Origin of the sequence: Photorhabdus kleinii (genome assembly GCF_025384885.1) — a bacterium.
Taxonomy (GTDB): Bacteria; Pseudomonadota; Gammaproteobacteria; order Enterobacterales; family Enterobacteriaceae; genus Photorhabdus; species Photorhabdus kayaii.
The window spans coordinates 135,644-151,534 of record NZ_JAJAFY010000004.1 but is presented as its reverse complement, the minus strand read 5'-3'; the positions used below and the strand labels follow the sequence as shown (position 1 = coordinate 151,534).

Genomic DNA, 15,891 nt, shown 5'->3' with positions numbered 1-15,891 from the left:
GTGAAAAGCTTCAGGTATGATTAAAATAGCGTTATTAACGTCACTCCTTGATATTTTTCATAATTTCTGTTGATTTCACGGATCGCCAGATAGGAGTAGTATTCCAAAATCGGGTAAACTTTTTTGGGAGGCGAATAGGGTTCTGCCAGGCAGAACCTTAATGGAATAGTGACAATAACGGTATGGTTCATCATTATTCCAGAGTTATATAGGGATTAGGGTTAATAAATCGGGTAGGGGCGTAATTATCATACCCCTTACCCCTGCAATATTCTTTTAACTGGCTTAATGAATTTATCCCTATTTTTTGGTAAATAAATTGTAACCTGCTTTGTACCGTTCTATATGTGATACCTAATTTTCTCGCTATATCTTTAGCGCTTAGCGATTGCAACGCAAAAAATACGATATCGAACTCTCTGTCGGTAAATAAATCGGTTGGTTTGCCAAAAGTTAATGACTCTGGATGAATGTTGTTTTCAAAATGATACATGGAATAAATTTGAAGTTTTTTACCGTGCGATACAATCCCAATGCATTTTCCATCCTTCATTAGAGGAGTAACATTGACCAGAAATGGTTGGATTATTTTTTCTCTTCTGACATAAGTGAAGGTGTGTAGTACCCGAATGGTCTTTTGACTCGTCATTACATTGTTATCATTAGCTTGTATAATATTTTCAAATTCAGACCACGGTGCTGGACACTCACCATCAAGCCTCCCTTCTATATTAAAACCTTTAGGAAGACCGCTGTAATAAATCATAGTATCATTGGCATAGATGAATCGAGATTCGTTGTCTTTTATAACCCAAACATCGTTACTGTTTTTCATATATGATATGAAAGCATCAAAGTTTTCTGAATGAACATCCAGATCTTTGTTTATGGAGAAACTCATCGTGTTATCTTTCATAACTTCACCCATTATGATTGAACTGTAAAACCGCGATAACGTCCATGTGAGGTATTCCACAAAACTGCTTTTCGCGTTGTTAAGCGAGTTTTGGTCAGAGCATAAGGTTCTGTTAAACAGAACCTTAATGGCATAGTGATGACAGCAATGTTATGCATTGTTATGCCAGAGGTATAAAAGGGTTAGGGTTAATAAATCGGGTAGGAGCATAGTTATCATACCCTTTGCCCCGGCAATATTCTTTTAACTGGCTTAATGAATTTATCCCTATTTTCTGGTAAATGACATGTAGCCTGCTTTGTACCGTTCTATATGTGATACCTAATTTTCTTGCTATATCTTTAGCGCTTAGCGATTGCAACGCAAAAAATACGATATCGAACTCTCTATCTGTAAAAATCTCAGTTGGGTTGCCAAATGATAATGATTCAGGATGCCTGTTGTTTTCAAAATGATACATGGAATAAATTTGAAGTTTTTTACCGTGTCCTACAACCCCAATACATTCTCCATTCTTCATTAGCGGTGTAACATTGACCAAAAATGGTTGGATTATTTTTTCTCTCCCGCCATAAGTGAAGGTGTTTAGTACCGGAATGGTCTTTTGACTCGTCATTACATTGCCATCACTAGCATGTACAATATCTTCAAGCTCAGACCACGGAGCTGGACACTCACTAACAAGCCTCCCTTCAATATTAAACCCCTTAGGAAGACCACTGTAATAAATCATAGTATCATTGGCATAGACGAATCGATGTTTGTTGTCTTTTATAGCCCAAAAATCGTTGCTGTTTTCCATGTACGATATGAAAGCATCAAAGCTTTTTGAATGAACATCCAGATCTTTGTTTACAGAGAAACTCATCGTATTATCTTTCATAATTTCACCTATCATGATTAAACTGTAATAACTTGCATGTGGGGTATCCCACAAATCCGTCCTTCGCGCGGTTAAGCGGGTTTTGGACGGGAAATAGGGTTCTTAGGAGGAACCCTGATGGCATAGTGATAATAATGATGTGGTTCATCGTTATGCCAGAGGTATATAGGGATTAGGGTTAATAAATCGGGTAGGAGCGTAATTATCATACCCCTTACCCCTGCAATATTCTTTTAACTGGTTTAATGAATTTATCCCTATTTTCTGATAGATAAATTGTAACCTGCTTTGTACCGTTCTATATGTGATACCTAATTTTCTAGCTATGTCTTTAGCGCTTAGCGATTGCAACGCAAAAAATACGATATCGAACTCTCTGTCGGTAAATAAATCAGTTGGTGTGCCAAAAGTTAATGAGTCCGGATGCTTGTTGTTTTCAAAATGATACATGGAATAAATTTGAAGTTTTCTACCGTGTCCCACAACCCCAATACATTTTCCATCCTTCATTAGAGGGGTAATATTGACTAGAAGTGGTTGGATTATTTTTTGTCTCCCGCCATAGATGAAAGTGTTTAATACTGGAATGGTCTTTTGACTCGTCATTACGTTTTTATCATTGGCTTGTATAATATCTACAAACTCGACCCACGGTCCTGGACATTCACTATCAAGCCTACCTTCCATATTAAAACCTTTGGGTAGGTTGCAGTAATAATGTGTAACATCATTAGCGTAAACGAATCGAGATTCGCTATCTTTTATAATCCAGAAATCGTTGCTGTTTTCCATGTATGATATGAATGCATCAAAGCTCTTTGAATGAACATCCAGATCTTTGTTTACAGAGAAACTCATCGTGTTATCTTTCATAATTTCCCCATTATGATTGAACTGTAAAACTGTGATAACGTCCATGTGAGGTATCCCACAAAACTACTTTCCGCACTGTTAAGCGAGTTTTGGTCGGAGCATAGGGTTCTGTTAGACAGAACCCTAATGGCATAGTGACGACAGCAATATTGTGCATTGTTATGCCAGAGGTATATAGGGATTAGGGTTAATAAATCGGGTAGGAGCATAATTATCGTACCCCTTACCCCTGCAATATTCTTTTAACTGGCTTAATGAATTTATCCCTATTTTTTGGTAAATAAATTGTAACCTGCTTTGTACCGTTCTATATGTGATACCTAATTTTCTCGCTATATCTTTAGCGCTTAGCGATTGCAACGCAAAAAATACTATATCGAACTCTCTGTCGGTAAATAAATCAGTTGGTGTGCCAAAAGTTAATGACTCTGGATGCCTGTTGTTTTCAAAATGATACATGGAATAAATTTCAAGTTTTTTACCGTGTCCAACAATGCCAATGCATTCTCCATCCTTCATTAGCGGTGTAACATTGGTCAGAAATGGTTGGATCATTTTTTGTTTCCCACCATAAGTCAAGGTGTTTAATACTGGAATGGTTTTTTGATTCGTCATTACAACATCACAACTAGCTTGTATAATATTTTCAAACTCAGACCACGGTGCTGGACACTCACCATCAAGCCTCCCTTCTATATTAAAACCTTTAGGAAGACCGCTGTAATAAATCATTGTATCATTGGCATAGACGAATCGATGTTCGTTGTCTTTTATAACCCAAAAATCATTGCTATTTTCCATATATGATATGAAAGCATCAAAGCTTTTTGAATGAACATCCAGATCTTTGTTTACAGAGAAACTCATCGTGTTATCTTTCATAATTTCACCTATCATGATTGAGCTGTAAAACTGTGATAACGTCCATGTGAGGTATCCCACAAAACTGTTTTTCGCGTTGTTAAGCGAGTTTTGGTTGGAGCATAAGGTTCTGTTAGACAGAACCCTAATGGAATAGTGACAATAACGGTATGGTTCATCGTTATGCCAGAGGTATATAGGGATTAGGGTTAATAAATCGGGTAGGAGCATAATTATCGTACCCCTTACCCCTGCAATATTCTTTTAACTGGCTTAATGAATTTATCCCTATTTTTTGGTAAATAAATTGTAACCTGCTTTGTACCGTTCTATATGTGATACCTAATTTTCTCGCTATGTCTTTAGCGCTTAGCGATTGCAACGCAAAAAATACTATATCGAACTCTCTGTCGGTAAATAAATCAGTTGGTGTGCCAAAAGTTAATAAGTCAGGATGTCTGTTGTTTTCAAAATGATACATGGAATAAATTTCAAGTTTTCTACCGTGTCCTACAACCCCAATACATTTTCCATCCTTCATTAAAGGGGTAATATCGACTAGAAACGGCTGGATCATTTTTTCTCTCCCGCCATAAGTAAAGGTGTTTAGTACCGGAATGGTTTTTTGATTCGCCATTACGTTTTTATCATTAGCTTGTATAATATCTTCAAATTCAGACCACGGTGCTGGACATTCACTATCAAGCCTCCCTTCTATATTAAAACCTTTAGGAAGGCCACTATAATAGATCATAATATCATTGGCATAGACAAATCGAGATTCGCTGTCTTTTATGATCCAAAAATCGTTGCTGTTTTCCATGTACGATATGAAAGCATCAAAGCTTTTTGAATGAACATCCAGATCTTTGTTTACAGAGAAACTCATCGTGTTAGTGTTATCTTTCATAATTTCACCCATCATGATTGAACTGTAAAACTGTAAAACTGTAAAACTGTAAAACTGTAAAACTGTAAAACTGTAAAACTGTAAAACTGTAAAACTGTAAAACTGTAAAACTGTAAAACTGTAAAAACTTCCATGTAAAGTTATCACTTTTATAACACAATGGATAATTATATTTATGAGTTTTGGGGCGCCTATTTGGTGCGGATGATTCTACAGAGGGTAAATATCTTCAATATGCTAATATTTTATATTGTGTAAAATTTTCTTTGTTGATTGTGTTATTAATGGAATATTTCAATATGAAATACTTTGGATGGAATGTGGGAAAATTTACTCCGTGGATCTGACTCGTTCAGGTTAAATCATGTGAACTATTGTTTTCGTGCCATCTGAAAGCGAGGGATTATAGAAATTTTCACTTATTCAAATAGTAAAACTTTCTCCTCATAGAGTTATCAGTGAAAAATGAGAAAAAATTAGTTTGTCGGTAGCTTGGGAAGGGGAGAGTTCATCTGTTTTTATGCCCGACAATTTACATAAAACGTAGCGCTTTTCTATACCTGGAAAGATGTAATAATGTGATATAAATACAAAAATTTGTATAAAATACCGTCTGTTATGATTTAATTGGTTAGTTCTCGCGCTTTAGATCGCAAAATTCAAAGAACTGCATTTGCTTCCTGGAGAAGACTCCTTATATTCACACGCCTTGTATTTTTTTAACAATTGTAGCAATGGTGGATCAGATATCACCGGCGCTAATGGAGTCACCATGGATGCTTCTCAATCTTTAACCGCAGCTATAAGGCCAAATTTTTCTAATAAAAAAGGCTTAATTATTCTGGCTGCTGATGTTGTATTACTATTTATTTTACTGAATACATTGCCGTTTGGTGAAAAAGCCAATGCGGGTTTAGCATTAATGGTATTTGTTGGTGTGCTGTGGCTTACCGAAGCTATTCACGTCACAATTACTGCATTATGTATTCCAATTCTGGCAGTTGGTATGGGATTGATGAATACGGGAGATGCGCTGAAATCTTTTGCTAATCCCATCATCTTCCTGTTTTTTGGTGGCTTTGCTCTGGCAACTGCACTTCACATACAGGGGCTGGACAGGCTGATTGCTAATCGTCTGCTGATGATTGCCCGTGGACGCTTGTCTGTAGCAGTGATGCTGTTGTTTGGTGTAACGGCTGGTCTTTCCATGTGGATCAGTAACACTGCGACTGCCGCGATGATGCTGCCATTAGTATTGGGTATTTTGTCCAATTTGGATGTACGTTCTGAGCGTCATACGTTTGTATTTGTGTTGTTAGGTGTCGCTTATAGTGCAAGTATCGGTGGTTTAGGTACTTTGGTAGGAAGCCCGCCAAACGCAATTGCTGCGGCTCAACTGGGTATCGATTTCTTCAGTTGGATGAAATTGGGCATTCCTCTGGTTGTTATTTTGATGCCAATGATGGTGGGTATTATGTATCTGATGCTGCGCCCGAATTTGAATCATAAATTCAACATGAAGCTGGAAAAACAGGATTGGACTGGCAAGCGTTTGATGACCATGCTGATCTTCCTATTAACTGTATTCTGCTGGATCTTTAGCACGGTTATCAGTTCTGCCTTAGGGGGAGTGAAAGATCTGGATACCATTATTGCTATCAGTGCTGCCGTTCTGATTGGTATAACGGGGGTGGCGAGTTGGTCCCAGATTCAAAATAACACCGAGTGGGGTGTGTTGATACTGTTTGGCGGTGGTCTGACTTTAAGCGCTATTTTGAAAAACTCAGGTGCTAGTGAAATCATGGCAAATGGTATGGCCGCTACTTTTGGCGCAAGTCACTGGTTTGTGATTATTGTTGCGGTCGCGGCATTTATTATCTTCCTGACTGAATTTACCAGTAATACAGCTAGCGCCGCTTTGTTAGTACCGATATTCGCAACCGTTGCGGAAGCGTTGGGTATGCCGATAATGACGCTGACGCTAATTATCGGTTTCGGGGCATCCTGTGCCTTTATGTTGCCGGTTGCCACACCACCTAATGCGATTGTTTTCAGCTCCGGTCATATTAAACAAACTGAAATGGTCAGAGTGGGTATGGTGCTGAATATTGCCTGCATCGCGATCATCTCTTTGTTTGCTTGGTTATTCTGGTTGTAACTGAAAATTTACTAAATCCCTCTGGACACAATAATTCATCAATATCCCCATCGAATGTACGATGGGGATATTGTGCCGATGACCCTATCATGCATTCCTACTGATTTTGAGTAGCCTAAAGTCTTACGATTTAGTCGTTTCAATCTAAGGTGAGGTCTGCTGATCAAATAGGTATTTCACGTCAACTTTGATCATCAAGAATTTTCTAATAAATGACAGAATTTTATATGATGATCACCGCATTGAATGCATGATCGAAAAAATAATGACAGTAAATTCAAATGATTATGTCAAATAAACCTATTGGAAAGCATATCAAGCTTGATACAATTTTTATCACAAAAATCAACAAATAATTTACTATTTTTCAATGAATTATATTTTTAGTTGTGATGGAATTCACAAATATATTAACTATTACATAACTGAAATAATAAAAGCTGTTAATATTACAAGGCTGGATTAAATTTTAACCCGGTGTATTTATTAAAAAAAATCCTAGAGGAGGATAAAGTGAATATGATAACAGCGCAAGCATTTAGACCACTAACTAATGATGAAACATTAAATTATGATAATGGTTTAATGAATTCATCCCCTAATTAATATGGAAAGGAATAAAGGTATATCATAACCTTTATTCCTTTATTTATCCTTTCATTTATAAGATAAAAGGTAAAACATGGACATTATTAAGGTAAAAAGGGAAATAACAGTAATAATAAATAAAAAATTTAATGATACTGAATTGTATACTTGCTACTTATCAGGCTCAGTCATTGAAGGGTTTGCAACACCAAAATCTGATTATGATGTCTATGTTATATTGGAAGGAGAGCTGGAAGTAGAATGCGAAGAGATATTTATACCGTCCGATATAGGAATGTTAGAAGTGACAATCATCTCTTTAAAAGAGATAAAAGAAATCATGAAGACAATCAACAGTGGAAGCCAAAATTCCGATTGGTATAAATTGCATTTATCTCATAGGATATTAACAGGGGAATCGATTATAAAATCAAATAATTTTAGCAAATTAAAAGGAGACATAAATAAAACTAAATTATGTGAAATACTTAAGACCAAAGCAAAAAACTTTGGCGAAAAGTGCTTTTCCGATGGGATTGGAAATATTTTAAATAACGACCTAATATCAGCAGCATTCAACTTTGAACGAACAGTTAATTCAGCAATGGATTATATTTTGGCTTCAAGTGAAAACACATCCACCTTAATAAAGTGGCGTTATCAAAATGCAATGAAGGTGTTTGGAAAAGACCATCCAATAACATCTATATATTTGATGATTTGTTCAAAATTTAATGTAATCAATGATATTTCAACAATTGATTACATAAACTCAGTTGCTAAAATGTGGCAGTTAACTTTAGACTATTGTCAAGGAAAAGATATTTTCAGTTACAATGTATCTTTTACGAAAAAAAGGATAGCTAATACATCCGACATTTTATTATCAGATAAAAATAACAAACCAATAATAAAAAATTTATGGTATAGAGTCTTGTGCAAAGATGGGAAATTAATACTTTTCGCAAAAAAAGCATTATGTGAAATTAATTCAGATGCATATAAGGTTTGGTTAGTAATAGATAATGAAAAAACAGAGTTTGAAGTTGTTTCAGAATTGAAAAAAATTGGAATAACTAATGAAAATGCTAATTTTTACCTATCGGAATTCGAAAGACTAGGGGCATTAGCATAAGTAATGCGTATGGGAAATACAATGGAAAGAATAAAGATTATAAGTAAGCACCACTGCTGGAGAACATTAAAGGGAACCAAAACCAATAATTTTCAAGAATATTTTAACCAAATAAATAATGGATGCCAATTACAAGAAACAATATTTCATCTACGTGATGCAGAAGAAATGCTAATGGACTTAAGTAATTTGTCATCACCCATATCAAGATTATCAAGCACTGAAATAATACATATTTGGAATGAACTAGTTGATTATTTAAATATGAATAAACTTACTTCTAATATGGGTAACTTAGTAAATGGATATGGTTTAGATCCAGAATTAGCCTTATATGGTAATGAGCTATGCGAGTTGAAAAAGAATAAAGAAAACATCCTATCGACAATAATAAACAAAGGAATGAAAAATAAATTAGAATTAATATATTCAAGAGGGCTTGATAAATCAGTGAAATTAAAGGATGCGCCACAAAAAACAATTGACTTATATGACGAGTTTCGTTACGAATACAGTAAAAATATTAATTTATTTTCATTGGAAACTTGCCCCACATTAAACATAGAAAACATTTACCAAGATCATTATGTGTGGGATAAGGTTTTTACGATAGCTAAAAACAAATTATTTATTATTTCGGGAGGAATCCCACTTGCGTTATCTTATCATGCAAAAACACTAGACAAAAATATATATTTCTGTGAAATACATCGTGAAAATGATAGTGGTTTACTGCATAAAAGAAAATTATTCAATGAAATGTACCCAAAATTCAAAGGGAAAGAAAACGAAAGTTGGCTGATAATTGATAAATCTTACACAGGAGGAAGCATTCAATTAGCTTACAAGATGCTTGTAAATTTAGTTGGGTACAAATCGAAAATATATAAAGTATCGTTTTCACCAAAAACATTAGGGGCATTTTCATCGTCAGATTATGCAATTTATGCAGGCAGATTATTTGATGTAAAAAAGACAATAGCATATTTAACAGCCGAAGATTGGCATAAAAAACTCATCTATTTGGGAGATCATGTCACATGAGATATGTATTCAATAATGAAGTTAGTAAGTATTTAGAAATACACCTTCACAAACTCAGAGAAGAGATTCGTAGAATATGGCTTGCCAAGCTTTCCACTATTCATATCGGATATAATAACAAATACTATGGCGAAACAGTAGAAATAGATATCATTTTAAATAATATAATTTACGAGCACTTGGATAAATCAGAACTCAAGGTCACCATTATTTCAGAAGACGATTCTGAATCACAATCTGTAAATATTAAAGATGAGGTTTACTTACTAATTGATCCTATTGACGGTACTCATAACTTGCTTATGGGTTATCCTGCCTATACTACATCAATAGCTGTTTACAAGAATGATAGATACATTATGGGCTGGGTATATGATATTCCAAGAGACATTATATATAAAGCATCATTGGGAGAAGGTTCTTATATACAAAGCATATATACCAGCAAGAGAATATATACAGGCCCCTCATTTCAATTAAACGATTTGAGAGTATCATTTCATAGGGCGAAAAATAATCAGTATACAGAGGTTCAGAATAAAATTATTAATGAAGCAAATAAAGTAAGAATCTCATCTTGTTCAAGTTTAGATATATGCCTGATCGCTAGTGGCGTTCTGCATGCATTCTTAGATTTATCACTTATGGGTCACGAACGTTGTGTAGATATAGCAGCAGCTAAACTAATCCTTGAGGAGTCAGGGGGATACATAATGACTCGTGATGGAAATAGTTATAATATTTTATCACCTATAGATTCTTTATTTTTTGAGAAAAAAGCAATCATAGCTGTTTCTTCTAAAAGTGCAGGGGATACAATATTAAAATTACTGAGGATATAAAAAAATGAACACTATAGAATTAAAAATTAGAGTATTATGTTCTGGATTAAAATATGATAAAAACGTGATATATGAGTACAATAAAAGGAATTTTATTCCTAAAAGAAGGGCGTATGGAACAGGTGATAGCTCTAAGTTAGAAACAACACATTCCGTACCTCAAGAAATTATTTTAGAAGATGGTACAATTATTGCCTGCAACTATAATGAGAATTCTGATTATGATTTAATACATGAAAATGGAAATTTTTACATAAAAGCCGACAACATTTTGTTTAAGGTTATATTTCCCATTAAACCAGACATATATGGTATAGAACTTTCAGATGGCAGTAGAGTAGAAGAATACGTCACGGTGTATGGTGACACAACTTTGGGTTTTTTCTCTCCGGGGCATTGTTATTATTTTAATGATGGCCGTCAGTGTAAATTTTGTTCATTAGGTGAAGCTAGAAATAGTTTATCAGATCATAAAAAGTCTATTAGACCATCAAAAGTAATTGAAGTTATGAACATAATAGAGGCTAACAACATTAATAGATATAAAAGAATACTCATTAATGGTGGTACAACTCGTAATTATGATGTTGGTTTTGAAATGCACAAACAATTATTAATTTCTCTAAAACCTTTTTGTGAAAAAAACGACCTTAACAGTCATCTAATATCAATGCCCCCTAGAGATCTAAATAAAATAAAGGGGATTTCTGAGTTTGTTGATAGCTGGGCTATTAGTTTAGAAATATTTAATCCTAAATTATTTGAACAGATATGCCCTGGTAAATCACAAGACTACGGGAGAAATAATCTGTTAGAAGCATACCTGGCTGCTGTTTCAGAGTTAGGTGAAGGTAATGTTTATGTTGGGTTTGTAGCAGGATTAGAACCTTTAAATGATTTAGTACAAGGGATGGAATTTTTTTCAAAAAATGGCATAGTTCCAGCAGTAGCAGTCTTTCATCCCGATCATGGTTCTGAATATCAAAATCACCCTAGACCTATTTTTGAAGATATTTATAAAACATATGCTGAGATGCATAAGTTATATAAAAAATATGGATTCAAACCATTTATTATCGGTAGTGGTAGAAATTCACTTGATACTGAAGCGTACTACGGGGAAAAAAGAAATGATTAAACGCGGTTTATTTATAGCTTTTGAAGGAAATGATGGTGCAGGTAAATCAACAATTTCACGGGAAGTTTATGATATTTTATCTCTAGATGATAATAATATTGTTTTTTTAGATAAGAATTATCCTTTACTACCATCTGGGTATAGTATGTATCACATGGGAAAAATACGAGATGTCCTTTGGGATTATGACATTTCAGCTCCATTGGGTGAACTTGGTGACCGGCATTGGATTCTATTGATAGCATCATGGTTTGCTGTTTTGGATAGTTTAATTATTCAACCTTGTTTATTGCAAGGTAAAGTTATTATATGTGATAGTTGGTATTATAAATATTTAGCAAGGTTCTTACTTAAATCCACGGAATTAGTAAAATTAAGTAACTCGGTTCTATCTATAAACACAAAGCCAGACATGGTTATATATCTTGATGTTCCTCCAGGTACTGCTGAAAAAAGGAAAAAAATATTAAAGCCTAGTGAGTCTGGAAAATTAGAGATAAATGAGAAATATGATTTCATAGAATATCAAAAACATGTTCTTAATCAATACCAGACGTTTTATGATGACACTTGGAAAATTATTGATACTGACACCTTAACTAAAGATGCAGTCATTAAATTAACAGTAGATATTATTCAAGAGGAAATACTGAAAAAAACGTAAATACTGTAAGCACTATATTTACTAAATCTATTTTAGTTGGAGAAAAATAATGGACAAAGAATTTCGAAAATTAATATTAGCCTCATCAGGAAATTCTTTCACCTTGTATTTGGAGATGATAATATCATTCACGCTAATCACATATCATTGGAATGGTGGAGCGATATACTCATCTTTATATACAATTTCATATGCTGCATCGTTACTATTTCTAACGCCCTATGTTTCGTCATTTGTAGATGAAAATATAAAACCAAAAAAGTGCATTGTTATCATTTCGTTACTTTGCGGTGTTATTACCACATTTCAATACAATATTGATGACGTTAATATATATATTCTTTATTCTTTTATTAAAAACATCCTTCGTTTATTCTTGGGACCTTCTAATTTTATAATATTAAAAAGCATATCAACTAACCAATTTGAAAAAAAATTTAGTTATTGGCAGGTTTTATTTCAAATATACAAAATGGCGGCCCCGTTATTTTTAGGTTTTATTCTTATCTATTATTCAATAAAACAGACTCTTATTTTAATATCAATGCTTTATTTTATTTCAGCAATCTTATATATTTTTGTTTCAGAACCATTGATTAATGTTAATCGCAAGAAAAACAAGATATCACTAACTAACTACTTCAATATAATCAAAGATAATAAAATATTTTTTTCATTTATTGTTATTTCTACTTTGACTTGTTTTGGCTATCTATCAGATAGCTTAATAGCGCTTAGCTTTATGGAGCAGGGATTAAATGGAAGTCATTATAGTTTTGCCATGTGTCTTTCTGGTGTTTCAGGTGTTTTAATTGGTTTAGTATTTGGAAAATATAAGATTAACATATCTTTAAATATTATATTGTTTTCATTCTTTTTGTGGGGGACGGGGTATCTTTTAATAGGAATAACAAATCAATTTAATGATTTATTTTCTGATAAAATCAATTTATTTTTTATATTTTTAGCAATGGTAATAATAGGAGTAGGATCGTCTATGAATAATATTATTGTTACCATTTATATGCAGAAATTTGCAACTAATGATAACTCGGCTAAAATATTCGGCTTAACGTCAATTTCTGTTGGTCTTTCCATGTTTATTGGCCCTTTGATAGGTTCCACAATATTTTATTTTTCTTCCATAAGCATCGTTTTTTTTACAACATTTATAGGTATTTTTTTAACCATAATTGTGGTTATTTTAATAAATCGTAAATCTACGTCATGATACGGTTTTATCCTTTTACTATCGTGGTAACCCAGTGAATAAAAAACAAAATTCTAGAAAGTTTAATTCCGGCAATAGCAATTATTATTAAATTATTTCGAGTAAATGTAGGTCCTCAAACCCCATGTAACCCCATTGACCTCTTCTTTTTCGGCAAGATTGTTTTTATAGCAGTCACACGATATTTCAGATTGAATACCATTATTGTTGGAAGACAGCTTGACTATCAGAAATCCATTCTCATATGTCTGACGATTTGGTGAGTCTGAGAGGGATCGAGGTTCATATGTCGATTTAACCTGACAGATACCGATATAAAGGTATCTGTCAACTAAATCTGTGTTATGACCTCGATTTATTATGCAGAAAATATCTACAAAGCGTCATTATCATCATCGTATGTCCGATTCATTTCTTGGATAGTAAATTCTTTGACGGATTGAACTTTGATTGGGCCGTTGGGACCATATTTGTAGATATTTCCAGCCAGATTGCTGACTAAAAACATGACATACGACATTCTATCGCGTTGCCCATTGCGTTCGGTACGAACAACGCCATGCACATTGGCTCGAACATTTGGCATTAAATTTTCAGTCAGCACTTCGAGCGAACTACCAAAATTAATGATCAGGTATCCCGGAACAGGATCAATAGCCAAAAGCTCATCATTTATGTAAGCCAGTAGACCACGTTCAGTCGATCTTAGGACGGTTACCCATCCTGAATCCCGATGAAATTTAGAACCTCGGGTGGCTTTCTCTGATCGGAAATGGTTAAACGATAACATCTGGTTTTCTAACCCTTCGGAAATACCATTGGTGACGAGTTCCCAATCACGACGAGGAATACCAACATAAGCTAACACAGAACGTAGTATACATATGCCGACATGTGCCATATGGTGACCCAGTGTTGAGACCTCTGACGGCATAAGGTTCCAGTGTTTCCGTTCGAGGCGGAAATGTTCCCATTGATCATGTTCTCTGTCGAAATAACCTTCGTAACCATTGGAAAAAGTGCATGATTTGAATCCCGTATAGGGTCGAAGGTCACCTTCTGCGGTGGGTTCAAAGAAGTGGTGTGCAAATCGATCACCGTGTTCAAAATCCATATATGGTGGTGCTTTCAGGAGGAAAAAACCATCTTGGAGGGCTCGATCAAAACCGTCATTGTCAGTAAAAATAAGATTATCTCCCTCTAGATAGGAGCGCGCCATGTCTGCTGATTTATATGTTTTTGAGACTTTGCTTTCCGATGGCATTGGTGGTAGTTTGACTGGGGTTCGCATTGTTGATGAGGTTTTCATAGTCGTAGTCCTTAGGTATAGTGATAGAGTTTTTATTTTATTCGTGAATATCTTTGATTTTTGGATGAAATTTGCTAGCCATTTATAATATTATACAATTTTCTATTCTTATCAGTTCGCAATAAAAGAAGTTTGGAAATTGAACCCGATAAGTTGTATTCAACATAATGTATCTTCATCTTGTTTATTATTATAGTGTATTAATTCGTTTTTTCGTTGTGTTTATGTCTAAGTAATTGTATTTTTTATAAATTTATAAATGGAATCATTTGTATTTTTACAATTGTTATTAATTTTATTGTAATTATCTATGTTGGGTAAAGTATATGAAATTAATCTGATGGTAATTTATAACAAAGAGTTTATATAACTGCTGTTTGTATCTGAAATTATGTTTTTCCTGCGTAATTAAGTATTAAAATCATCTTTTTATTTATGACAGATATATTTATTGTTTTAGAGTTTATCCTTATGGGAGTTTATTCCAGACAATGAATCCATATACCGGGTGAAATATATTTTTTTATTTTTATATCATGGAGTCATCCTATTAATAAAGGTTTTTGAATGTAAAAATTATCTTTGCTTATAGGAAAAAATGTTCATCTACCTTATCTGTTCATTTTTCTTTTTAAAAAGATGCTTGAAAAACAATTTGTTACCTAATTATTCTAATCCAAGGCATAAAATTATTATCGTTTTGCGATAAGGAAGTATTGTTTTGCGGTAATTTTTGGCTATAGTGTGATCATGCTTGATGATGGGGGTTAGTATGACAGACTCTTCAAAATTGGATCGAATGGCCAATCTTAGCTTAGTCATGTCTAAATTTTCTCTGTTAGTCATCACGGTGGCTATTATAATTAACATTTTTAGTTGGTTGAAACCAGAATTGATCCTGGAGAAGTACGGACTTGGGTTTTCTCTCACGGAGAGAATATTACCTAATTTTGATATATATTCTTTCAGTTGGTGGCAGCTTACCGGTGGAATTCTCATAACAAGTACCGTGTTGTCATCATTAATATTTAGTTTGTGGGCTTTACATCAACTGTTTAGAAGTTATAGCCAAAGGGATTACTTTTCAAAGAAAACAGCAAGGTATTTAGGATTTGCTGGTTGGGGAGTGATTGGTTGGAGTATGTTAGATATTCTATGTGAGCCTTTGCTAACTTTATGGCTAACGATGAATGAGTCACAGGGGGGGTATTTTATATCAATAAGTTTGACTACCGGCCATTTTGTCGATTTTTTTATGTCGGCTTGCTTGGCCATAATTTCTCGTATTCTTTATCAAGCCTGTGATATATACGCTGAAAATCAGAGTATTATATAGGGG

General features: G+C 34.1%; 16 protein-coding genes and 1 pseudogene. 9 read left to right on the top strand and 8 right to left on the bottom strand.

Annotation, left to right across the window (positions count from 1 at the left end; genetic code table 11):
* Window positions 1-20 precede the first annotated feature (20 nt).
* The 6 genes from LG003_RS04450 to LG003_RS04425 all read right to left on the bottom strand — a co-directional run bounded on the left by LG003_RS04450 (window position 21) and on the right by LG003_RS04425 (window position 4,443).
* Window positions 21-194 carry a hypothetical protein gene (locus LG003_RS04450; protein ID WP_262980258.1) on the bottom strand — a complete coding sequence of 58 codons (174 nt, stop codon included), beginning with the start codon at window positions 192-194 and terminating at the stop codon, window positions 21-23.
* Entirely contained in the window at window positions 194-916 is a 723-nt protein-coding gene (locus tag LG003_RS04445) for a helix-turn-helix transcriptional regulator (RefSeq protein WP_262980257.1), read from the bottom strand. Before LG003_RS04445 ends, LG003_RS04450 begins: the two co-directional genes overlap by 1 nt.
* Window positions 917-1,076: 160 nt before the next feature.
* Window positions 1,077-1,799: a helix-turn-helix transcriptional regulator gene (locus LG003_RS04440; RefSeq protein WP_262980256.1), complete on the bottom strand. Its 723-nt coding sequence runs from the start codon at window positions 1,797-1,799 to the stop codon at window positions 1,077-1,079.
* 150 nt (window positions 1,800-1,949) lie between these two features.
* A complete protein-coding gene (locus LG003_RS04435; RefSeq protein WP_262980255.1) occupies window positions 1,950-2,672 on the bottom strand; it encodes a helix-turn-helix transcriptional regulator in 723 nt (240 codons plus the stop codon).
* A 159-nt stretch (window positions 2,673-2,831) separates the two neighbouring features.
* The gene (locus LG003_RS04430) at window positions 2,832-3,554 is read right to left on the bottom strand and encodes a helix-turn-helix transcriptional regulator (protein WP_262980254.1); all 723 of its coding nucleotides are present in this window, start codon (window positions 3,552-3,554) and stop codon (window positions 2,832-2,834) included.
* 160 nt (window positions 3,555-3,714) lie between these two features.
* Window positions 3,715-4,443: a helix-turn-helix transcriptional regulator gene (locus LG003_RS04425; protein ID WP_262980253.1), complete on the bottom strand. Its 729-nt coding sequence runs from the start codon at window positions 4,441-4,443 to the stop codon at window positions 3,715-3,717.
* Between the two features lie 772 nt (window positions 4,444-5,215).
* Between LG003_RS04425 and LG003_RS04420 the strand changes: the two genes are divergently transcribed.
* The gene (locus LG003_RS04420; protein WP_112876839.1) at window positions 5,216-6,601 is read left to right on the top strand and encodes a DASS family sodium-coupled anion symporter; all 1,386 of its coding nucleotides are present in this window, start codon (window positions 5,216-5,218) and stop codon (window positions 6,599-6,601) included.
* 38 nt (window positions 6,602-6,639) lie between these two features.
* On the opposite strand, the pseudogene LG003_RS04415 reads toward LG003_RS04420, so the two are convergent.
* Window positions 6,640-6,747, bottom strand: a pseudogene (locus LG003_RS04415) (IS1 family transposase); the annotation flags it as partial.
* 536 nt (window positions 6,748-7,283) lie between these two features.
* Between LG003_RS04415 and LG003_RS04410 the strand changes: the two are divergent.
* Genes LG003_RS04410 through LG003_RS04385 form a run of 6 tightly spaced genes read left to right on the top strand, consistent with a single transcriptional unit; the run spans window position 7,284 to window position 13,243 of the window.
* Entirely contained in the window at window positions 7,284-8,324 is a 1,041-nt protein-coding gene (locus tag LG003_RS04410; protein ID WP_262980252.1) for a hypothetical protein, read from the top strand.
* A 21-nt stretch (window positions 8,325-8,345) separates the two neighbouring features.
* Window positions 8,346-9,368: a hypothetical protein gene (locus LG003_RS04405; protein ID WP_262980251.1), complete on the top strand. Its 1,023-nt coding sequence runs from the start codon at window positions 8,346-8,348 to the stop codon at window positions 9,366-9,368.
* Entirely contained in the window at window positions 9,365-10,210 is an 846-nt protein-coding gene (locus tag LG003_RS04400) for an inositol monophosphatase family protein (RefSeq protein ID WP_262980250.1), read from the top strand. Before LG003_RS04405 ends, LG003_RS04400 begins: the two co-directional genes overlap by 4 nt.
* Window positions 10,211-10,214: 4 nt before the next feature.
* On the top strand, window positions 10,215-11,348 hold the full coding sequence (locus LG003_RS04395) for a radical SAM protein (RefSeq protein WP_262980249.1): 1,134 nt from the start codon (window positions 10,215-10,217) through the stop codon (window positions 11,346-11,348).
* A complete protein-coding gene (locus LG003_RS04390) occupies window positions 11,341-12,012 on the top strand; it encodes a dTMP kinase (RefSeq protein WP_262980248.1) in 672 nt (223 codons plus the stop codon). The genes LG003_RS04395 and LG003_RS04390 overlap by 8 nt, the downstream gene beginning before the upstream one ends.
* A 49-nt stretch (window positions 12,013-12,061) precedes the next feature.
* Entirely contained in the window at window positions 12,062-13,243 is a 1,182-nt protein-coding gene (locus tag LG003_RS04385) for an MFS transporter (protein WP_262980247.1), read from the top strand.
* Window positions 13,244-13,616: 373 nt separating this feature from the next.
* Here LG003_RS04385 and LG003_RS04380 read toward each other — a convergent pair whose 3' ends face one another.
* Window positions 13,617-14,177 carry a 2OG-Fe(II) oxygenase family protein gene (locus LG003_RS04380; protein ID WP_262980246.1) on the bottom strand — a complete coding sequence of 187 codons (561 nt, stop codon included), beginning with the start codon at window positions 14,175-14,177 and terminating at the stop codon, window positions 13,617-13,619.
* A 283-nt stretch (window positions 14,178-14,460) separates the two neighbouring features.
* On the opposite strand from LG003_RS04380, the gene LG003_RS04375 reads away from it, so the two are divergent.
* Together LG003_RS04375 and LG003_RS04370 are read left to right on the top strand one after the other, a co-directional pair.
* On the top strand, window positions 14,461-14,640 hold the full coding sequence (locus LG003_RS04375) for a hypothetical protein (RefSeq protein WP_262980245.1): 180 nt from the start codon (window positions 14,461-14,463) through the stop codon (window positions 14,638-14,640).
* Between the two features lie 684 nt (window positions 14,641-15,324).
* Entirely contained in the window at window positions 15,325-15,888 is a 564-nt protein-coding gene (locus LG003_RS04370; protein WP_262980244.1) for a DUF2975 domain-containing protein, read from the top strand.
* Window positions 15,889-15,891: the final 3 nt, after the last annotated feature.

Coding starts and splice junctions, on each gene's coding strand:
- LG003_RS04400 (WP_262980250.1), top strand. CDS start 9,365: ATGAGATATGTATTCAATAATGAAGTTAGTAAGTATTTAGAAATACAC.
- LG003_RS04425 (WP_262980253.1), bottom strand. CDS start 4,443: ATGAAAGATAACACTAACACGATGAGTTTCTCTGTAAACAAAGATCTG.
- LG003_RS04380 (WP_262980246.1), bottom strand. CDS start 14,177: ATGCCGTCAGAGGTCTCAACACTGGGTCACCATATGGCACATGTCGGC.
- LG003_RS04390 (WP_262980248.1), top strand. CDS start 11,341: ATGATTAAACGCGGTTTATTTATAGCTTTTGAAGGAAATGATGGTGCA.
- LG003_RS04440 (WP_262980256.1), bottom strand. CDS start 1,799: ATGAAAGATAATACGATGAGTTTCTCTGTAAACAAAGATCTGGATGTT.
- LG003_RS04430 (WP_262980254.1), bottom strand. CDS start 3,554: ATGAAAGATAACACGATGAGTTTCTCTGTAAACAAAGATCTGGATGTT.
- LG003_RS04385 (WP_262980247.1), top strand. CDS start 12,062: ATGGACAAAGAATTTCGAAAATTAATATTAGCCTCATCAGGAAATTCT.
- LG003_RS04370 (WP_262980244.1), top strand. CDS start 15,325: ATGACAGACTCTTCAAAATTGGATCGAATGGCCAATCTTAGCTTAGTC.
- LG003_RS04445 (WP_262980257.1), bottom strand. CDS start 916: ATGAAAGATAACACGATGAGTTTCTCCATAAACAAAGATCTGGATGTT.
- LG003_RS04420 (WP_112876839.1), top strand. CDS start 5,216: ATGGATGCTTCTCAATCTTTAACCGCAGCTATAAGGCCAAATTTTTCT.
- LG003_RS04450 (WP_262980258.1), bottom strand. CDS start 194: ATGATGAACCATACCGTTATTGTCACTATTCCATTAAGGTTCTGCCTG.
- LG003_RS04405 (WP_262980251.1), top strand. CDS start 8,346: ATGGAAAGAATAAAGATTATAAGTAAGCACCACTGCTGGAGAACATTA.
- LG003_RS04410 (WP_262980252.1), top strand. CDS start 7,284: ATGGACATTATTAAGGTAAAAAGGGAAATAACAGTAATAATAAATAAA.
- LG003_RS04435 (WP_262980255.1), bottom strand. CDS start 2,672: ATGAAAGATAACACGATGAGTTTCTCTGTAAACAAAGATCTGGATGTT.
- LG003_RS04375 (WP_262980245.1), top strand. CDS start 14,461: ATGTCTGCTGATTTATATGTTTTTGAGACTTTGCTTTCCGATGGCATT.
- LG003_RS04395 (WP_262980249.1), top strand. CDS start 10,215: ATGAACACTATAGAATTAAAAATTAGAGTATTATGTTCTGGATTAAAA.